The following is a 17,934-nucleotide window of genomic DNA, read 5'->3' on the forward strand; positions in this document are numbered from 1 at the left end:
GGTCAGGTTCTCGCGTGCCTCTCACGCAGCGCGATGATCTCGCTCTCGAAGTCCGCGGCGGAGCTGAACTGCTTGTACACAGAGGCGAACCGCAGATAGGCGACCTCATCGAGGTCCTGCAGGGGTCCGAGGATCGCCAACCCGATCTCGTGGGCGGGGACCTCCGACGCGCCGCCGGCTCTGACTACGTCCTCGACCTGCTGCGCCAGACGTCTGAGGGCGTCCTCGTCCACCGACCGGCCCTGGCACGCCCGTCGCACTCCGCGGACCACCTTGTCGCGGCTGAAGCTCTCGGTGACGCCGTTGCGCTTGAGCACGGTCAACAACGGGGTCTCGAGGGTGGTGAACCGGTGCCCACACTCCGGGCACTCGCGTCGGCGGCGGATAGCCTGACCGTCGTCGACCGCCCGCGAGTCGATAACCCGGGAATCCTCGTGGTGGCATGTCGGGCAGTACATTCCAGCTCCGCCATTCGTCGACCGGTTCCGCAGGCCTCCCCCGGCCGGAGCCGGAGGCGATGCAGGGACGACGGGGCGCCGTCCCTGGATCATTCTAGAAGGCGATCCGGTCGGTCACGCGTAGGCGGGCCCGCCGAGGAGGGCCAGCGCCAGCAGCATGAGGATGCCGAAGACGACTCCACACGCCAGCAGGGCCCAGGTCGGCACATCGTCGACCACCGGGGACGCAGGCTGCACCTCGACCCGGCATGACCGGGCCTGCGCCGGGGATGCTGAACGGACGAGCACCCGCCGGCCGGGGGCGACCGATCGCGTGGTCGCAGGGCGTCCCCGGTCCAGGGTGCGGGGGACGGGATGGATACGCGAATCCTCACGGGGCCGGAGCCCGCTCGCGGAGGACCGGCTGTGTTCGGTGGCGCAGACCTCACTCCACGGTGTCGTCTGACGCGACGGTGACTGCATCTCCAGGACGGACATGAACTCTCCCAACTCGATACGGTGTGCGAACCGCGTTCGCACGCCCGTGTGCATCTCTGTGCACATCTGTTCGAACTCGAACGTGACTAGAGTTGTATCACGCGGGTCCGACAGAGTCGAGATTTCGGCGGCACTTTCTTCGAACACCTGTGTGGCGCACGCCGCTCACGCACAGTAGGGTGTACACAGATCAAGACGTCGAACACCCATTCGCCGAAGGGACCCACACATGCCCAAGCCCGACTTCGAGGCCCTGACGCCTCGCCAGAAGAGCGTCCTGTTACACATCCACGACACCGTCAAGGACAGGGGCTACCCGCCGAGCATCCGGGAGATCGGTGACGCCGTCGGGCTGCAGTCGACCTCGTCCGTCGCGCACCAGTTGCGGACGTTGGAGAAGAAGGGCTTCCTGACGCGTGATCCGCACAAGCCTCGGGCCGTCGACGTCCACGGGGTACCGGGGCAGCGGTCCCGGGGTCGGCGTGCCCCGTCGCCCGAGGAGCCGCGGCCGAGCGGGGCGGTCGAGCCCGTGTACGTCCCCGTTCTCGGCCGGATCGCGGCCGGAGGGCCGATCCTGGCGGAGCAGGCGGTGGAGGAGGTCTTCCCCCTGCCGTCCGATCTTGTGGGGTCCGGTGACCTGTTCATGCTCAGGGTTGTCGGCGAATCGATGATCGACGCAGCGATCTGTGACGGCGACTACGTGGTGGTCCGCCGTCAGAACGTGGCGGACAACGGCGAGATCGTGGCCGCGATGATCGACGGCGAGGCCACCGTCAAGACGTTCCGCAGGGACCCGAGCGGCGTCTGGCTACTGCCCCACAACCCGTCGTTCAGCCCGATTCCCGGAGAGCACGCGACCATCCTGGGGAAGGTCGTCACTGTATTCCGCAAGCTCTGACCCCGAGCTGCCACGGCGCTGCCTGACCGTGTGACCGGATCAGGCGGCGCCGTCGTGTGAGCCCCCGGAGCTGAACTCCCCCAGCTCGCTCGCCACGGAGACGGGCAACCGGACGACGATCCGCGTCCCGTGCTGCGTGTGCTGCTCGTCCACCACCGCGCCCTCGGCATGGACACGGGAGACCACGTCCCCACGTGTGAAGGGAATCTCCAGTGTCACCTCGGTGTCCCCGGAGGCGATGATCCGGGTGATCCGGCCGAGCAACTCGTCGATACCCTCCCCCGTGGTCGCCGAGACGAACACCGCGTCCGGCAGCGCGTGGTGCAGTTCGGTCAACACCACCGGATCCGCCGCGTCGATCTTGTTGATCACCACGAGCTCGCGGGGACTCTCGGCGTTCTGTTCCTCCACGACGTCGTTGATGACCGTGCGCACGGCCTCGATCTGACGCAACGGGAAGGCGTCCGATCCGTCCACCACGTGCAGGAGCAGTTCGGAATCGACGACCTCCTCCAGCGTCGAACGGAACGCCTCGACGAGTTGGGTGGGAAGGTGCCGGACGAACCCGACCGTGTCGGTGAAGACCACCGCCCGTCCGTCCGGCAGCTCGGCCCGCCGGGTGGTGGGATCGAGGGTGGCGAACAGTGCGTTCTGGACGAGTACGCCTGCGCCGGTGATGCGGTTCAGCAGACTCGACTTTCCCGCGTTCGTGTAGCCGGCGATCGCGATGGAGGGCACGGGCGTGGCGCGCCGGCGATGGCGCTTGGTGTCCCGGGCCTGCTTCATGCCCTTGATCTCGCGACGCAGCTTCGCCATGCGCTCACGGATGCGGCGACGGTCGGTCTCGATCTTCGTCTCACCGGGACCGCGGAGGCCGACGCCCCCGTTGCTCCCGGCCCGGCCGCCCGCCTGACGGGACAGGGTCTCTCCCCAGCCGCGAAGTCGCGGGAGCAGGTACTCCATCTGTGCGAGGGAGACCTGAGCCTTGCCCTCGCGACTGGTCGCGTGCTGCGCGAAGATGTCGAGGATCAACGCGGTGCGGTCGATCACCTTGACGTTGACAGCCTTCTCGAGGGCGATCAGCTGCCCGGGCGTGAGCTCGCCGTCACAGATGACGGTATCCGCACCGGTCGCGTCGATCACGTCTTTGAGCAGCTTCGCCTTGCCCGAACCGATGTAGGTGGCCGAGTCGGGCTTGTCCCGCCGCTGGATCATCGCGTCACACACCTCGGAACCGGCGGTCTCGGCGAGTTGGGCCAGCTCGGCCATCGCGGCGTCGGCCTGGGCGGCGGAACCCTCGGTCCAGACGCCCACCAGGACGACACGCTCGAGGCGGAGCTGGCGGTACTCCGCGTCGTTGACGTCCTGCAGCTCGGTCGACAGTCCGACGACCCGCCGCAGCGACGACCGCTCCTCGAGCTGGAATTCGCCGACCGAGGGGTCGTGGTCTCGTGTGGCCCGGTCAGGGGCGGTGTCATCGTTTGTCATTCACCGCCGATCATCTCACATCCGCGGTGACCGCGCTCTACGCACCACGGGTCGATCCGGCCCGGCGGAACCATCCGTCGGCGACGATCTCCGAGGGGCCGGTCAGCGCGGACCCGCCCTTCGTGAGGCTCACCGCCAACTCTCCCCCGGGTACGGTCACGACGACCTCGCCGGTCGCCTCTCCGCCATCCGCCAGGGCGGCGACGGCGGCCGCGACGATGCCGGTCCCACAGGACATGGTCTCGCCCGCCCCGCGTTCGTGGACCCGCATCGACACCCGTCCGTCCACCAGTGGGGTGACGATCTCCACGTTGACGCCACCGGGGAAGAACCCGGTGTCGAACCGCGGCGCGAGGTGCACCGGCAGTCCGCGCAGAGCTGCAGCATCCAGCCCGGGGACCACGCATGCCAGGTGGGGGTTTCCCATGTCCACCGCGAGGCCGGCGAACGTCCGGTCCCCGAACTCGGCGGAGGAGATCCCGAGCAACCGGGGCTCCCCCATGTCGACCCTCACCACGGCATGGTCCCCGTCATGGGCGAGGATGTCGGCCGGCCGCGGTCCGGAACGGGTACCGATGGCGATCCGTCCCGCCTCCGCCCGCCCTGTGGACACCAGGGCGTGCGCGAAGACCCTGACCCCGTTTCCACACATCTCCGCGACCGAACCGTCCGCATTGCGGTAGTCCATGAACCAGTCGTCCGGATCCACGCCGGTCGGCGGGGCCGTGAGGACGCCGCGGTCGACGAGGGCCCCGGTCCTCGCCACGCGCAGCACCCCGTCGGCGCCGATCCCGGCCCGCCTGTCGCAGAGGGCACGTACAAGGTCCTCGTGGAGGTCCAACTCCGCGTGGTCGTCGGGCAGGATCACGAAGTCGTTGAGAGTTCCGTGGCCTTTGAGAAAGGCGATGCCGTCGGCCGGAGCGGGGGGTCGGGCGGAGTTCATGCCCAGATCCTAACCGCCCCGCCCCGCGTTCCGCCCTGCGGAAATGCGGGGTGAACCCAGGCCAGGGGCGCACTAGAGTCGGATGCGAGAACGATCCCCTATCTGAGGAGAGCATCGATGTCCGAGCGCATCACCGTCGGCGGAATCCAGGTGGACAAGGTCCTGTACGACTTCGTCAACAGCCAGGCGATCCCGGGCACCGGGGTCGACCCCGACGCGTTCTGGGCGGGCGCCTCCGAGATCTTCGCGGACCTCGCGCCCCGCAACCGCGAACTCCTCGCCGTCCGCGACGAGCTCCAGTCCAGGATCGATTCCTGGCACCACGAGAACCCCGCGCCGATCGACCCCGACGCGTACAAGGCGTTTCTGCGGGAGATCGGCTACCTGGTCCCGGAGCCGGAGTCCGTGGAGGTGGCCACCGAGAACGTCGACGAGGAGATCGCCACGGTCGCCGGTCCGCAGCTGGTCGTGCCGGTCATGAACGCCCGCTTCGCGATCAACGCCGGCAACGCCCGGTGGGGGTCGCTGTACGACGCGCTCTACGGCACCGACGCCATCCCGGAGTCCGACGGCGGGGAACAGGGCACCTCCTACAACAAGGTCCGCGGCGACAGGGTCATCGCCTGGGCACGGGAGTTCCTCGACGACGCCGTGCCGCTCGCCTCCGGCAGCCATGCCGGCTCCACCGCCTACGCCGTCGTCGACGGCGCGCTGGAGGTCACCCTGGCCGACGGGTCGAGCACCGGACTCGCCGACCCGGAGCAGTTCGCGGGCTACCTCGGTGAGGCCGCGGCTCCGTCGTCGGTGCTGCTGCGCAACAACGGGCTGCACATCGAGATCCAGATCGACGCCGACTCCCCGATCGGTTCGACGGACGCCGCCGGTGTCAAGGACGTCGTTCTCGAGTCCGCCGTCTCCACGATCATGGACTTCGAGGACTCCGTCGCCGCCGTCGACGCAGAGGACAAGACCCACGGTTACCGCAACTGGCTGGGCCTCATGAAGGGCGACCTGTCCGAGGAGATCAGCAAGGGCGACAAGAGCTTCACCCGCGTGCTCAACGACGACCGGGTCTTCACCGCGCCCGACGGTTCCGGCGAGGTCCGCCTCCACGGACGCTCGATGCTGTTCGTCCGGAACGTCGGGCACCTGATGACCAACCCGGCGGTTCTCGACTCCGAGGGCGCCGAGATGCCCGAGGGCATCCTGGACGCGCTGATCACGTCGCTGGCCGGCATGCACGGGATCGCCGAGGGCAACGAACGCCGCAACAGCCGTACCGGGTCGATCTACATCGTCAAGCCCAAGCAGCACGGACCCGCCGAGGTCGCGTTCACCACCGAGCTGTTCGGTCGGGTCGAGAAGCTCCTGGGGCTCCCGTCGAACACCCTCAAGGTGGGCATCATGGACGAGGAGCGGCGTACCACGGTCAACCTCGCCGCGTGCATCGCCGAGGCCACCGAGCGGGTCGTGTTCATCAACACCGGCTTCCTCGACCGGACCGGCGACGAGATCCACACCTCCATGGAGGCCGGCCCGATGATCCGCAAGGGCGAGATGAAGTCGGCACGGTGGATGACCGCCTACGAGGACTTCAACGTCGACACCGGTCTGGCATGTGGTCTGCGGGGACGCGCCCAGATCGGCAAGGGCATGTGGGCCAAGACCGACCTCATGGCCGAGATGCTCGCCGAGAAGATCGGGCAGCCCCGGGCCGGTGCCAACACGGCCTGGGTGCCCTCCCCGACCGGCGCCACCCTGCACGCCACCCACTACCACCGGGTGAACGTGATGTCCCGACAGGAGGAGCTGCTCGCCGGAGGCCCGCGCGCCGGCGTCGACGACATCCTCGCCGTGCCGCTCGCCCCCGACACGAACTGGACCGACGCCGAGAAGAAGGAGGAGGTCGACAACTCGTGTCAGACCATCCTCGGGTACGTCGTCCGCTGGGTCGAGCAGGGCATCGGCGTCTCCAAGGTGCCGGACATCCATGACGTCAACCTCATGGAGGACCGTGCGACCCTGCGCATCTCCTCGCAGATGCTGGCCAACTGGATCCGCCACGGCATCGTCACCGCCGACGACGTCGAGGACTCCCTACGCCGCATGGCCGAGATCGTCGACGAGCAGAACGCCGGTGACGACGCGTACCGGAACATGGCACCGGACTTCGACTCGTCGATCGCCTGGCAGGCCGCGCGGGAGCTGATCCTCGAGGGCACCAGCCAGCCGTCCGGCTACACCGAGCCGATCCTGCACCGCCGCCGCCGTGAGTTCAAGGCTGCCAACGGACTGTAGACCGACCCGGCCCGGACGGGCCCGGCCCGAGATCCGCTGCCCGCCCGTGGTCGCCGATCCCTCGACAGGGGTTGAGGATCGGGGGCCGGGCAGCGGATTCTCCCGTCTCAGGGGTGCAGGTCCACCACGGCCGACCGGAGCACCTCGACGGCGGCGTCGCGGCGCTCGGCGGTGAACCTCGCCTCGGGCCCGGACGCGGAGACCGCGAACGCCGCGTCACCCACTCCCACCGAGATCGCCACGCAGCGCACACCCTCCTCCTGCTCCGACTCGTCGGTCGCGAATCCGACACGGCGGATGCGATCGAGCTCGGAGAGCAACCGGTCGGGCTCGACGATCGTGGCATCGGTGTACCGACGCATCCCGGTCCGGTCCAGCATGGCGCGGACCTCGTCGTCGTCGTCCTGAGCGACCAACGCCTTACCCACCGCGGTGCAGTGCACGTGCACCCGTCGCCCCACCTCGGTGAACATCCGCATCGAGTGCGGCGACGGGACCTGGGCCAGGTACACCACCCCGTCCCCCTCCCGGACCGCGAGGTTGGCGGTCTCGCCGGTGCCCTCGACCACGGCCTGAAGGACCGGTTCCGCCCACGACCACGTCGCCCGCCCCGCGGCGTCCCCGACGCGCTGCAACCTGGGCCCCAGGAGGTAGTCGCGACGCGTGTCACGGCGCAGGTGGCCCGAGTCGGCGAGCGTGGCACACAGGCGGTGCACGGTGGCCGCGGCCAGACCGGTGTCGGCGCACAGTTCCCCGAGTGAGGCGCGCCCGCCCCGCCGGGTCAGCGCGTCGAGGAGAGTGAACGCCCGGTCCACGGACTGGACACGGCCCCGGTCCGGACGCGCGGAGCTCATCGCCCCGCCTCGCCGAGCAGGTCCAGCGCGGTCTCCAGCGGGGTCCGGCCGCCGGCGACCCGGTCTCCGGCGGAGGTGTGGACGTCGGTGTCGATCCAGCGGATGCGGTGGTCACGCCCGAACCACGATCGCTGCCGCCGGACGTACCGACGGGTGCCGATCACCGTCCGCTCGAGGGCACGGGCCACCGCCTCGTCGTCGATACCCAGATCGTCGTCCATCTCCTCCAGCACCTGGGCGTACCCGATGGCGCGGCGGGCCGTCACACCTTCCAGCAGACCGGATGCGACGAGTCCGCGCACCTCGGCCACCAGCCCGTCGGTGAACATCCGCTCCGTGCGGACGCCCAGTCGCGCGTCCAGCTCCGGGAGGGCACACCGCAGCCCCAGGAGACGTGTCCCCCACCGCGGTTCGCCGATGGTCGGCCTTGAGGCGGAGAACGGTCTGCCGGTCAGTTCCACGACCTCCAGCGCCCGGACCGTGCGGCGGGGATCGGTCGGGAGGATGGCGCCCGCCGCCTCCGGGTCCACCCGGGCGAGTTCGGCGTGCAGCGCCCGCACGCCGATCTCCTCGAGCCGGCGTTCGTAGCGGGCCCGCACACCCGGGTCGGTGTCCGGGATGGACCACCCGTCGACCAGGGCCTGGATATACATCATCGATCCACCACAGAGGATCGGCACGTTCCCACGGCCGCGGATCCCGGCGATCTCCCGTTCCGCCTCACGGCGGAAATCGGCCACGCTCGCGGTCTCGGAGACGTCGAGGACGTCCAGTCTGTGATGCGGGACGCCCCGCCGCTGCGACGGCGGCAGCTTCGCGGTGCCGATGTCCATACCGCGGTATTGCTGCATGGCGTCACAGTTGACCACCTCCCCGCCCAGTCGCTGCGCGAGATCCAGGGACAGCTCGGACTTACCGGTCCCCGTCGGTCCCACCACCGCGATCGGCGCCGGCCCGGTCATCTCCCACCACCCGGCCGCGGGGACACGGGCGACGCCAGGTCCCATCGCGCGCAGTGGTAACCCACACCGAACGGTGCCCAGGACGTCGCCTCCAGGGCCGCCCGGTCCCCGACCATCCCGGCGAGCTCGCGCCACGCCGGCCGACTCCACCACCCCACGGAGTCCGAAACCTCGCCACCGGGGTCGGGTAGCTCTCCGCCGTGCCGCAGCCAGTCGGACAACCGGGAGTCGAGGGCGACCCCACGAGGATCCTCCGGGACCGGGGCGCGAGGGGTGAGAGAGGCGGGACCGTCCGCGACGACGACGACGAGGGTGTCGGCCCCCGGGTGCCGTGCGGGCCGCCCGTCGCCGGTGACGCCGATGAACGATCTGGGCAGGTCGATCCCGGCCCGGTCGAGGAACCACCAGCCCAGCAGGGCCGCATCGGGGACCCCGGGGTGCCCGCTCTCCGGCGCGCCCGCACGGCCGACCGGTACCGCGTCACCCCACCTGGCGAGCGAGGAGCGGACGTCGCCGAGCGCCCGACCGGTGGGGTCAGATCCCAGCACGAGCACCCGGGCGAGACCACCCGCGGCAGCTCTCAGAAGACCTAGCGTCACCTCGACCTGCGAGGTGGTCTCCGCGGCCGCCGTGCCGGACAGCTCGGGCACCAGAACGGGTGCACCGGGCACCAGGACGACTGGGATGCTCACACCGAGAACCTTACTGACCTCCCCGGGAGGCTCCCCCAGCGACACGGGCGTGCCCGGCGCGACTGGTTGTGGATACCCGGACACCCGGGCGATGGTTGGTACACACTAGAAGGATGCCGTCCCCTCTGGGAGCGGCGAGGCGATGACCGGTGGGACCCCGGCGACGGTGCCGTGTCACGCGGCAGGACGAAACGAGGACTAGATGAGCGAGCAGTCACCCACCACCCCCGGGGAATCGTCTCCGGGTGCGTCCGCACCGAGCACCGCTCCGGACTCCCCGCCGAGCTCCGCACGCGCCTCTGGCCCGACCCCTGGGCCGACTCCGGGTCCGCGTCCCGGTGCCCCGTCGCCGGCCGCTCTGGCGCGTAAGGTGCCTTCCCGCCCCGCGCCCGGTGCCGAGCGGGCGGTCCGGGCATCGGATCCCACCGAGTGGGGCCGGGTGGACGACTCCGGCGCGGTCTACGTCAGAACCGCCGACGGCGAGCGACAGGTCGGTTCGTGGCAGGCGGGATCACCGGAGGAGGGCCTCGCCCACTTCGGCCTCAGGTTCGACGACCTCGTCGCGGAGGTCACGCTCCTCGAGGCGCGACTCCAGTCGCATCCCCAGGACGCCGGGAAGACCCGGGCCTCCGCTGAGACGCTCGCCGAGCAGGTACCCACCGCTGCCGCCGTCGGTGATCTGGACTCCCTGGCGGCCCGCCTCACCGCCGTGATCGAACGCTCCGGAGTCGTCGAGTCCGAGGCCCGCCGACACAAGGAGGAGGAGCGGGCGGCCGCGATCGCCCGGAAGGAGGCCCTCGCCGTCGAGGCCGAGGAGATCGGGGAGTCGTCCACCCAGTGGAAGGCCGCCGGTGACCGCCTGAGGGAGATCCTCGACGAGTGGAAGACCATCCGGGGCATCGATCGCAAGACCGACGACGCACTGTGGAAGCGCTTCTCCAAGGCTCGCGAGGCGTTCAACCGGCGTCGCGGTTCCCACTTCGCGGAACTGGACCGCAACCGGGCCTCGGTCAAACGGGTCAAAGAGGAGCTGGTCGAACGCGCCGAATCGATCTCGGGCTCGACGGACTGGAACGACACGGCCACCGCGTTCCGGCGTCTCATGGACGAGTGGAAGGCTGCCGGCCGTGCCCCCCGCGAGGCCGACGACGCCCTGTGGAAGCGATTCAAGGCGGCTCAGGACACGTTCTTCGACGCGCGACACGCCGCGGCCGCGGAACGGGACGCCGAGTTCGAGGGCAACGCGACCGCGAAGGAGTCCCTCCTCGCCGAGTACGCGAGCCGGATCGATCCGGGGAAGAACCTGGCAGCGGCCCGGTCCGCGCTACGTGAGCTCCAGACCCGCTGGGAGGAGATCGGAAAGGTCCCACGGGACAAGATGGGGCAGCTCGAGGGACGGATACGTGCGCTCGAGAAGTCCGTCTCGGACGCGGCCGACGTGGAGTGGCGACGCACCGATCCGGAGGCCAAGGCCCGCGCCGCCCAGTTCTGGGTTCGTGTCGAGGACTTCGAGGAGCAGGCCGCGAAGGCCGAGGCGGCGGGCAAGGCCAAGGACGCCGAGAAGGCCCGCACGCAGGCAGCCCAGTGGCGCGAGTGGGCCGAGGCTGCCGAGAAGGCGGTGGACACGCGCTGAACCACGGGCCCGGGCCCCACCGCGACGGCGGGGCCCGGGTCGCGGGCGCCGCACCACCCGTGCGGATGGTGCGTCGATCGCCCCGGTTGGTCAGTCGACCTGCCGCGCGGACTCCTCGAGCTCGCGTTGCTCGGGCACCCGGGCCCACAGCACACCCGCCAGCGCCATCACCAGTGCGGCCACGAGGAACCAGCTCACGTACAACCCGATTCCGGGAGCGCCGAAGTCCTGGAAGTCGGGGTTCGGTCCGCGTCCGGACTGGCGGAGCCAGATCGCCAGGACCCCGTAGACGGTCGCGACACAGCTCGCGCACCACGCGATCCCCGCCGCCCACCACTTCTGGGTGAGGATCATCACGGCTCCGAACAGGATGGTGCCGACCGAGTACAACAGGACGAACACGTGCGAGGGCAGCGACGTCTGCTGCTCCCGGGCCACGTCCGTGAAGAACAGCACGTCCAGCCCGCGCACCCCGCTGCTGTGGGGCAGCGCGAGCGCGGCCGCGAGCAACACGATGAGGACCGCCGACGCGAGATACGCCCTGCCGATCACCAGTGTGTGGCCCAGTCTCCGGTCCCGACGCCGCAACTCCGAATCCACGGTGCGGCTGGATTCCATGATCCCCTCGATGGGGTCCGGGCGGTCATCGATGCTCACGTGGGGCATCCCTTCTGGGTGGGGTCGAGGGTGATGACGTCACGTCGCAGGGTGGGCAGCCCCAGCCGGACCCCGATCGGTGGGGTCTCCGGCTTCACGCCGGCCTCGTGCCGGTCTCCCGCCCGAGTGGCACGGCAGGTCAGCACACCGTCGTCCGCGAGCAGATGATGAGGTGCGGCGGCGGTGATACGGGTGGTGACCACGTCGCCCGGCCGGATCCGTCCGGCGTGTTCTCCCACGGGCGCGAAGTGCACCAGCCGTCCGTCGCGGGCCCGGCCGGTCATCCGGGCCGTGGCGGCGTCCTTGCGCCCCTCGTCCGCGGTGACGAGCAGTTCGACCTCGCGACCGACCTGGGCACGGTTCTCCTCGAGGGTGATCCGCTCCTGCAGCTGGATCAGTCGCTCGTAGCGTTCCTGTACGACGGCCTTGGGGATCTGATCGTCCATCGTCGCCGCCGGGGTCCCCGGGCGGGGCGAGTACTGAAAGGTGAAGGCGCTGGTGAAGCGGGCCTTCTCGACCACGTCGAGAGTCGCCTGGAAGTCCTCCTCGGTCTCCCCGGGGAAGCCGACGATGATGTCGGTCGTGATGGCCGCGTGGGGCATCGCGGCGCGAACCCTGTCCAGGATGCCCAGGAAGCGCTCCGACCGGTACGACCGGCGCATGGACCGCAGGATTCGGTCAGAGCCGGACTGCAGGGGCATGTGCAGCTGTGGGCACACGGCGGGGGTGTCCGCCATCGCCTCGATCACATCGTCGGTGAACTCCGCCGGATGGGGAGAGGTGAATCGGATGCGCTCGATCCCGTCGACCCGACCGGCCGCCCGCAACAGTGTGGCGAAGGCGCCCTTGTCGGAGGGCTCGTCGGGATCATGGAACGACCGCCCGTAGGCGTTGACGTTCTGTCCGAGCAGGGTCACCTCCAGGACCCCTTCGTCTGCGAGGGCCCGCATCTCGGCGAGGACCTCACCGGGTCGCCGGTCCACCTCCTTGCCCCGTAGTGACGGGACGATGCAGAACGTGCACGTGTTGTTGCAGCCGACGGAGACCGACACCCAGCCCGCATAGGCGGACTCCCGGGTGGCCGGCAGAGTGGAGGGGAAGTGCTGGAGGGAGTCGGCGATCTCCACCTCGGCCCGCTCGTTGTGCCGGGAGCGCTGGAGCAGGGCGGGCAGGTGGCCGAGGTTGTGGGTGCCGAACACCACGTCGACCCACGGCGCACGGGAGACCACGACTTCCTTGTCCTTCTGGGCCAGGCAGCCCCCCACCGCGATCTGCAGCCGGGGGTTGGCGTCCTTCCACGGCCGAAGGTGCCCCAGGGTGCCGTACAGGCGGTTGTCGGCGTTCTCGCGGACGGCACAGGTGTTGAACACCACGAGGTCGGGTAGGTCACCCGAGGCGGGGTCCGCCTCCCCGGTGAACGGCACGTACCCGGCGGCGTCCAGAACACCGGAGAGCCGCTCGGAGTCATGGACGTTCATCTGGCATCCGAACGTGCGCACCTGGTAGGTGCGCCCCTCGACGCGCTCGACGCGGGCGTCATCGTCCGTCGCCTGCGGGTCGGTCACGAGTAAATCCACGCAGGCCAGGGTACTCAGGACGACACCTGGGCCGCCAATTCAGTGTCGACCACCGTCATCGCCAACCCCGTCGGATAACCCCGGCGCGCGAGGAACGCCACCAACCTGCGTCGCTCCCCCTGGTGGTCGACCCCGGGACCGGAGTCGATCGGTCTGCGGGCCAGCCGTGCCCGGACGAGTTCGGTCGCCTGTTCACGGTCGTCGGTCTCGTCGATGTCGGAGACCGCCCCCGCGATGTGGACCTCGGCGACGCCCTTGTCCCGGAGCTCACGTTCGAGTGCACCGCGCGACCGTCCGCGCCGACGGCGTCGACCCCTGACCCATTCCGCAGCGAAGTCCGCGTCGTCGACGAGACCCCAGATCCGGACTCTCTCCAGTGCCTCCTCCACGGCGGTCGCGCCGTGATCCTTGGCCCCGAGCCTCTCGCGAAGTTCGTGCTCGCTACGCGGACGGTGTCGCAGGAGCCGCAGGGCAGCCGTCGCCGCCTCGTGGGCCTCGGCAGAAAGCGGTGGCAGGTCCGAGCTACTGGAAGCCCTCGTCTCCACCGCGGCGATCGCCGTGCGCAGTGCGTCTGCGTCGAGTTGCGGACCCGGGTCGACCGCGCGCGAGTCTTGCGTGCCCATCAGAACTCGACTGGCACCACGTCGATAGGCGCATCCTCGTCGGACTCCGCCTCGATCTCCGCGAGCTCCGCACCTGCCCCGATGTTGAGCTTGTCGAGGATCTTCCGCTCGATCTCGTCGCGGACCTCAGGGTTCTCCTTGAGATACCGGCGCGCGTTCTCCTTGCCCTGGCCCAGCTGGTCGGGTCCGTACGTGAACCAGGAACCGGACTTCTTGACGAAGCCGTTCTCCACGCCCATGTCGATCAGCGAACCCTCGCGACTGATGCCCTCGCCGTAGAGGATGTCGAACTCGGCGATCTTGAACGGCGGCGCGATCTTGTTCTTGACGACCTTGACCTTGGTGCGGTTTCCGACCGCGTCAGCCCCGTCCTTGAGGGTCTCGATGCGACGCACGTCCAACCGGACCGATGCGTAGAACTTCAGCGCCTTGCCGCCGGTGGTGGTCTCCGGAGAGCCGAACATCACGCCGATCTTCTCGCGCAGCTGGTTGATGAAGATCGCGGTGGTGTTGGTGTTGTGCAACGCGCCGGTCATCTTGCGAAGCGCCTGGCTCATGAGCCTGGCCTGGAGACCGACGTGGCTGTCCCCCATCTCGCCCTCGATCTCGGCCCTCGGCACCAACGCCGCGACGGAGTCGACGACCAGGATGTCGATGGAGCCGGACCTGACCAGCATGTCCGCGATCTCCAGCGCCTGCTCACCGGTGTCGGGCTGCGAGACGATGAGGTTGTCCGTGTCCACCCCGAGCTTGCGTGCGTACTCCGGATCCAGGGCGTGCTCCGCGTCGATGAACGCGGCGATCCCGCCGGCGGCCTGGGCACTGGCCACGGCGTGCAACGCGACGGTGGTCTTACCGGAGGACTCCGGACCGTAGATCTCCACCACACGTCCCCGTGGGAACCCGCCGATGCCGAGCGCGACGTCGAGGGAGAGCGCGCCGGACGGGATGACCTTGATCGGCGGTCGGACGTCATCGCCCAGTCGCATGACCGAGCCCTTGCCGTAGGCCTTGTCGATCTGGGCGAGCGCCAGTTCCAGCGCCTGCTCACGATTCTGGGCCACGCCCGTCCTGGTGCCTGACTTGGCGGTGGTCTTGGGTGCCATGGTGCTCTCCGTTCGTGCTCGACCTCCGGACTCGTGCCGGTCGGTCTGTGTGGTCTGCTCACTCGCGGACGCTACGGGTCGGGTACGACACGAAAGGCCGCACGAGCCCCGGCAACCCCTCCCTGTGGAGGGAAGACGCCCTGTGGACGGGACCTCCCGCCATCACATGTCACGAGTGTAGACGAACGCCTGTTCGAGATCGAACGACACGCCGTCGGACGCGTTCAGCGCAGCGAGTCCGGGATCTCGAACTCCGTGCACAGGGCCAGCCACACCTGTTTGACCGAGGCACCGGCGTCGATGGCCTCGTCCGCCGTCCGGCCACCGAATGCGGCGAGATGGTGGGACCGGACGAGATGGCCTGCACGGAGATCCCCGAAGGCCTCGACGGTCCGGGCCCGGAATTCGGTCAGCGTCACCTCGACACCCCTCCATCACGGACGACGACGGGCCACCGGTTCACTCACCGGCGGCCCGTCGTCGGCCGACTCACTGCTGTTCGGTCTGCGCCTGCTGCTGCGGCGGGGTGGACGTGTCCGCCTGCCCCTGGGGGAGCCCGGAGGCCGCCCCTGAACCCTGCCCGAGCTGACCACCCTCGGACTTCATCGAGGCCCGGATCTGCTCGAGACGGCTGTGGCCCGCCATCTGGGTCGACGCCTGCTCGACCTCGAGCATCCGGCCCTGCACCGAGTTCTGGGCCAGTTCGGCCGAACCGAGGGCGTTGGCGTACCGGCGCTCGATCTTGTCCCGGACCTGGTCGAGATTCGGGGTGTTGCCTCCCGAGGACACGTCGGACATCGACTGCAGGGACGCGCTGACCTGCTCCTGCATCTTGGCCTGCTCCAGCTGACTGAGCAGCTTGGTCCGCTCGGCGACCTTCTGCTGGAGCACCATCGCGTTCTGCTCGACGGCCTTCTTGGCCTGGCCGGCCGCCTGGAGTGACTGGTCGTGGAGCCCCTTGAGGTCCTCCACGTTCTGCTCCGCGGTCACGAGCTGGGCAGCGAAGGCCTCCGCCGCGTTCTCGTACTCCGTCGCCTTCTGGATGTCGCCGTTCTGGTGGGCCTGCTCGGACATCTGCAGGGCCTGACGGGTCGAGCCCTGCAGCTTCTCGATATCGGCCAGCTGCCGGTTGAGCTTCATCTCCAACTGACGTTGGTTGCCGATGACGGCGGCCGCCTGCTGGGAGAGCTGCTGGTGCTGGCGCTGTGCGTCGGAGATCGCCTGCTGGATCTGTACCTTCGGGTCAGCATTCTCGTCGATCTTCGAATCGAACAACGCCATGAGGTAGCGCCATGCCTTCGTGAACGGATTGGCCATCGCTGCGTAGTGTCCTTCTGCCGATTCGGACGACGGGTCGATACCACGGTACCGAACAACGCCTGGGGTCGACCACCGGGCAGTGCCCGGTGGTACTCAGGCCGCGAGGACCGGCTCCGCGACGGTGCCCGGGGGCGAGACCTCGAGGGCCGCACGGATGAGGATCTCCCCGAGCGAGACGTGGAGTGCTCCCGAGATGGACGAGAGGAGCTCGCTCGAGGCCTCCTTGCGGCCGCGTTCGATCTCGGAGAGGTAGCCGGGGCTCACACGGGCCGCGTCGGCCACGTCCCGCAGGGTCCGCCCCGATTCGCCGCGCAGGCCGCGGAGCACCGTCCCGAGGGTCTCCCGGAGCAGCGGGGGGCCGCTCCGGTGGTCCGGTCCGGGCAGCGTGGTCATCTGGATGTTCGGCATCACGGGGTACAACGCCTCACACCCCGGATTCGTTCCCGTCGGAGTCGGCCACTCCGACCACGATCTCCAGAGCCGCCGCACAGGCCCCCCGACGGATGGCGTCGCGGCCCCCTCCCAGGAGCATCCGCACCGACCGGGCCTCGACACCGGGCGCGCAGACCCCCACATGAACCGTGCCCACCGGGTGGCCCTCCTGCCGGTCCGGCCCCGCCACACCGGTCAGACCCACCCCGACGTCGGCGCCACACCTGAGGGCCGCGCCGACCGCGAGTGCCCGGGCCGTCTCGGCCGACACCGCCCCGTGCCGGTCCAGGACCTCCCGGGGGACGCCCGCGAGGTCATGTTTGAGATCGGTGGCGTAGACCACCAGTCCCCCGCGCAACACCGCGCTCGCTCCGGGGACCTCGGCCACCGTGGCGGCGAGCAGCCCGGCGGTCAACGACTCCGCGGTGGCCAGCGTCCAGCCGCGTCGACGGAGAGCGGCCACCGCCGCTGCCGCCCGGGTGTCGGGCCCGCTGGTCGACATCGTGTGTCCGGCCCCCCGTGCCTCAGCGCCCGGCCCGCGCGGCCTGTCGAGCCTTGACCAGGTAATCGATCCCCGTGTACACGGTGAGGACCAGCGCCACGCCGACCACCGCCCACTCGGCCGGCCACGCCCACTGCGGGAGCGGCAGGATCAACATGCCCAGTCCCACCGTCTGGGTGACGGTCTTGAGCTTGCCGCCTTTGCTTGCGGCCACCACGTGATCGACCCCGAACAGACGCCAGAGAGTGATGCCCACCTCGCGGACCAGGATCACGATCGTGACCCACCAGAACAGCTCGTCCACCAGTGAGAGCGAGATCATCGCCGCCGCCATGAGGGCCTTGTCGGCGATCGGGTCGGCGATCTTGCCGAAGTCGGTCACCAGACCCAGTCGTCGGGCGAGGTAGCCGTCGACGTAGTCGGTCGCCATCGCCAGGGCGAAGACGACGAAGGCGCCCACCCGCCACCACGGGTTCTCGGCATCGTCCACGAAGAACAGGACGACGAACACCGGGACCAGGGCGATCCGCAACACGGTGAGAACGTTGGCGATGTTGAGGACGGGGACCTCGGCGCTTGGGCGGCCGTCGTCGGTGATGGGAACTGTCACCCCCTCACCTTAGCGAGACCGGGGCGAATACCCTTGGTCGCACACCCGCCCCCACCCGACCCGGGAGGTCCACACCGATGCCGCTATTCGCCGTCAGCTACCGCTACGAGGCAGCCCAGACCGATGACCGCGAGGCGAACAAGCCGGCGCACCGCGGGTGGCTGTCCGCTCAGGTAGACGCCGGGACCATCCGCACCGTCGGCCCGTTCACGGACGGCTCGGGCGCACTGCTCGTCGTCGAGTCCGACGACGTTGACGCTGCCCGGGCCCTGGTCGCCGACGACCCCCACTGCCTGCGCGGGATGGTCTCCGAGATCACGGTCCGCGAGTGGAAGCCGGTGTTCGGCGTCCTCGCCTGAACAGACCGGGCGCCTGAACAGACAGACCGGGCCCCTGAACAGACC

20 protein-coding genes are annotated in these 17,934 nt (G+C 69.6%); 4 read left to right on the plus strand and 16 right to left on the minus strand.

Going from position 1 to position 17,934, the window contains the following annotated elements; translation table 11 throughout:
- Positions 1-2: 2 nt before the first annotated feature.
- Together nrdR and NJE57_RS01480 are read right to left on the minus strand one after the other, a co-directional pair.
- Positions 3-458, minus strand: coding sequence for a transcriptional regulator NrdR (nrdR, locus tag NJE57_RS01475; RefSeq protein ID WP_319026590.1), 456 nt, complete (start codon positions 456-458; stop codon positions 3-5).
- 114 nt (positions 459-572) lie between these two features.
- Positions 573-935, minus strand: a complete 363-nt coding sequence (locus tag NJE57_RS01480; protein WP_319026591.1) for a hypothetical protein — start codon at positions 933-935, stop codon at positions 573-575.
- Positions 936-1,164: 229 nt separating this feature from the next.
- On the opposite strand from NJE57_RS01480, the gene lexA reads away from it, so the two are divergent.
- Entirely contained in the window at positions 1,165-1,833 is a 669-nt protein-coding gene (gene lexA / locus NJE57_RS01485) for a transcriptional repressor LexA (protein WP_319026592.1), read from the plus strand.
- A 39-nt stretch (positions 1,834-1,872) separates the two neighbouring features.
- Here lexA and hflX read toward each other — a convergent pair whose 3' ends face one another.
- Positions 1,873-3,321, minus strand: coding sequence for a GTPase HflX (hflX, locus tag NJE57_RS01490; protein WP_319026593.1), 1,449 nt, complete (start codon positions 3,319-3,321; stop codon positions 1,873-1,875).
- 37 nt (positions 3,322-3,358) lie between these two features.
- Positions 3,359-4,264, minus strand: coding sequence for a diaminopimelate epimerase (gene dapF, locus NJE57_RS01495; protein ID WP_319026594.1), 906 nt, complete (start codon positions 4,262-4,264; stop codon positions 3,359-3,361).
- Positions 4,265-4,381: 117 nt separating this feature from the next.
- Here dapF and NJE57_RS01500 point away from each other — a divergent pair, with 117 nt between their 5' ends.
- Complete coding sequence (locus NJE57_RS01500; RefSeq protein ID WP_319026595.1) at positions 4,382-6,562, plus strand: malate synthase G; 2,181 nt, start codon at positions 4,382-4,384, stop codon at positions 6,560-6,562.
- Between the two features lie 107 nt (positions 6,563-6,669).
- On the opposite strand, the gene NJE57_RS01505 is transcribed toward NJE57_RS01500, so the two are convergent.
- The 3 genes from NJE57_RS01505 to NJE57_RS01515 are packed head-to-tail and all read right to left on the minus strand — an operon-like array spanning position 6,670 to position 9,070.
- The gene (locus NJE57_RS01505) at positions 6,670-7,416 is read right to left on the minus strand and encodes an IclR family transcriptional regulator (RefSeq protein WP_319026596.1); all 747 of its coding nucleotides are present in this window, start codon (positions 7,414-7,416) and stop codon (positions 6,670-6,672) included.
- Positions 7,413-8,378, minus strand: coding sequence for a tRNA (adenosine(37)-N6)-dimethylallyltransferase MiaA (gene miaA / locus NJE57_RS01510; RefSeq protein WP_319027056.1), 966 nt, complete (start codon positions 8,376-8,378; stop codon positions 7,413-7,415). The genes NJE57_RS01505 and miaA overlap by 4 nt, the downstream gene beginning before the upstream one ends.
- A complete protein-coding gene (locus NJE57_RS01515) occupies positions 8,375-9,070 on the minus strand; it encodes a hypothetical protein (RefSeq protein WP_319026597.1) in 696 nt (231 codons plus the stop codon). The genes miaA and NJE57_RS01515 overlap by 4 nt, the downstream gene beginning before the upstream one ends.
- 202 nt (positions 9,071-9,272) lie before the next feature.
- Here NJE57_RS01515 and NJE57_RS01520 point away from each other — a divergent pair, with 202 nt between their 5' ends.
- Positions 9,273-10,703, plus strand: a complete 1,431-nt coding sequence (locus NJE57_RS01520; RefSeq protein WP_319026598.1) for a DUF349 domain-containing protein — start codon at positions 9,273-9,275, stop codon at positions 10,701-10,703.
- Between the two features lie 90 nt (positions 10,704-10,793).
- Here the strand turns inward: NJE57_RS01520 and NJE57_RS01525 are convergent, their stop codons facing one another.
- The 9 genes from NJE57_RS01525 to pgsA all read right to left on the minus strand — a co-directional run bounded on the left by NJE57_RS01525 (position 10,794) and on the right by pgsA (position 17,530).
- Positions 10,794-11,369, minus strand: coding sequence for a hypothetical protein (locus tag NJE57_RS01525; protein WP_319026599.1), 576 nt, complete (start codon positions 11,367-11,369; stop codon positions 10,794-10,796).
- Positions 11,357-12,925 carry a tRNA (N6-isopentenyl adenosine(37)-C2)-methylthiotransferase MiaB gene (gene miaB / locus NJE57_RS01530; protein ID WP_319027058.1) on the minus strand — a complete coding sequence of 523 codons (1,569 nt, stop codon included), beginning with the start codon at positions 12,923-12,925 and terminating at the stop codon, positions 11,357-11,359. The genes NJE57_RS01525 and miaB overlap by 13 nt, the downstream gene beginning before the upstream one ends.
- 26 nt (positions 12,926-12,951) lie before the next feature.
- The gene (locus tag NJE57_RS01535) at positions 12,952-13,560 is read right to left on the minus strand and encodes a regulatory protein RecX (protein ID WP_319026600.1); all 609 of its coding nucleotides are present in this window, start codon (positions 13,558-13,560) and stop codon (positions 12,952-12,954) included.
- Entirely contained in the window at positions 13,560-14,666 is a 1,107-nt protein-coding gene (gene recA, locus NJE57_RS01540) for a recombinase RecA (RefSeq protein WP_319026601.1), read from the minus strand. The genes NJE57_RS01535 and recA overlap by 1 nt, the downstream gene beginning before the upstream one ends.
- 224 nt (positions 14,667-14,890) lie before the next feature.
- Complete coding sequence (locus tag NJE57_RS01545) at positions 14,891-15,085, minus strand: DUF3046 domain-containing protein (RefSeq protein ID WP_319026602.1); 195 nt, start codon at positions 15,083-15,085, stop codon at positions 14,891-14,893.
- A 70-nt stretch (positions 15,086-15,155) separates the two neighbouring features.
- Positions 15,156-15,983: a PspA/IM30 family protein gene (locus tag NJE57_RS01550; protein WP_319026603.1), complete on the minus strand. Its 828-nt coding sequence runs from the start codon at positions 15,981-15,983 to the stop codon at positions 15,156-15,158.
- 96 nt (positions 15,984-16,079) lie between these two features.
- The gene (locus tag NJE57_RS01555; RefSeq protein ID WP_319027059.1) at positions 16,080-16,394 is read right to left on the minus strand and encodes a helix-turn-helix transcriptional regulator; all 315 of its coding nucleotides are present in this window, start codon (positions 16,392-16,394) and stop codon (positions 16,080-16,082) included.
- A gap of 16 nt (positions 16,395-16,410) precedes the next feature.
- Positions 16,411-16,920, minus strand: a complete 510-nt coding sequence (locus tag NJE57_RS01560; RefSeq protein WP_319026604.1) for a nicotinamide-nucleotide amidohydrolase family protein — start codon at positions 16,918-16,920, stop codon at positions 16,411-16,413.
- A 22-nt stretch (positions 16,921-16,942) separates the two neighbouring features.
- Positions 16,943-17,530, minus strand: a complete 588-nt coding sequence (pgsA, locus tag NJE57_RS01565; RefSeq protein WP_319026605.1) for a CDP-diacylglycerol--glycerol-3-phosphate 3-phosphatidyltransferase — start codon at positions 17,528-17,530, stop codon at positions 16,943-16,945.
- Between the two features lie 77 nt (positions 17,531-17,607).
- Between pgsA and NJE57_RS01570 the strand changes: the two genes are divergently transcribed.
- Complete coding sequence (locus NJE57_RS01570; protein WP_319026606.1) at positions 17,608-17,889, plus strand: YciI family protein; 282 nt, start codon at positions 17,608-17,610, stop codon at positions 17,887-17,889.
- The last annotated feature ends 45 nt before the right edge of the window (positions 17,890-17,934 follow it).

It is taken from the genome of Dietzia sp. PP-33, from assembly GCF_033790845.1.
Classification (GTDB): Bacteria; Actinomycetota; Actinomycetes; order Mycobacteriales; family Mycobacteriaceae; genus Dietzia.

Bases quoted from the DNA above. Each gene is read 5' to 3' on its own strand.
- recA (WP_319026601.1), bottom strand. From the start codon at position 14,666: ATGGCACCCAAGACCACCGCCAAGTCAGGCACCAGGACGGGCGTGGCC.
- NJE57_RS01550 (WP_319026603.1), bottom strand. From the start codon at position 15,983: ATGGCCAATCCGTTCACGAAGGCATGGCGCTACCTCATGGCGTTGTTC.
- lexA (WP_319026592.1), top strand. From the start codon at position 1,165: ATGCCCAAGCCCGACTTCGAGGCCCTGACGCCTCGCCAGAAGAGCGTC.
- NJE57_RS01480 (WP_319026591.1), bottom strand. From the start codon at position 935: ATGTCCGTCCTGGAGATGCAGTCACCGTCGCGTCAGACGACACCGTGG.
- nrdR (WP_319026590.1), bottom strand. From the start codon at position 458: ATGTACTGCCCGACATGCCACCACGAGGATTCCCGGGTTATCGACTCG.
- hflX (WP_319026593.1), bottom strand. From the start codon at position 3,321: ATGACAAACGATGACACCGCCCCTGACCGGGCCACACGAGACCACGAC.
- NJE57_RS01505 (WP_319026596.1), bottom strand. From the start codon at position 7,416: ATGAGCTCCGCGCGTCCGGACCGGGGCCGTGTCCAGTCCGTGGACCGG.
- NJE57_RS01570 (WP_319026606.1), top strand. From the start codon at position 17,608: ATGCCGCTATTCGCCGTCAGCTACCGCTACGAGGCAGCCCAGACCGAT.
- miaA (WP_319027056.1), bottom strand. From the start codon at position 8,378: ATGACCGGGCCGGCGCCGATCGCGGTGGTGGGACCGACGGGGACCGGT.
- dapF (WP_319026594.1), bottom strand. From the start codon at position 4,264: ATGAACTCCGCCCGACCCCCCGCTCCGGCCGACGGCATCGCCTTTCTC.
- NJE57_RS01500 (WP_319026595.1), top strand. From the start codon at position 4,382: ATGTCCGAGCGCATCACCGTCGGCGGAATCCAGGTGGACAAGGTCCTG.
- NJE57_RS01525 (WP_319026599.1), bottom strand. From the start codon at position 11,369: ATGCCCCACGTGAGCATCGATGACCGCCCGGACCCCATCGAGGGGATC.
- NJE57_RS01560 (WP_319026604.1), bottom strand. From the start codon at position 16,920: ATGTCGACCAGCGGGCCCGACACCCGGGCGGCAGCGGCGGTGGCCGCT.
- NJE57_RS01520 (WP_319026598.1), top strand. From the start codon at position 9,273: ATGAGCGAGCAGTCACCCACCACCCCCGGGGAATCGTCTCCGGGTGCG.
- NJE57_RS01535 (WP_319026600.1), bottom strand. From the start codon at position 13,560: ATGGGCACGCAAGACTCGCGCGCGGTCGACCCGGGTCCGCAACTCGAC.
- NJE57_RS01555 (WP_319027059.1), bottom strand. From the start codon at position 16,394: ATGCCGAACATCCAGATGACCACGCTGCCCGGACCGGACCACCGGAGC.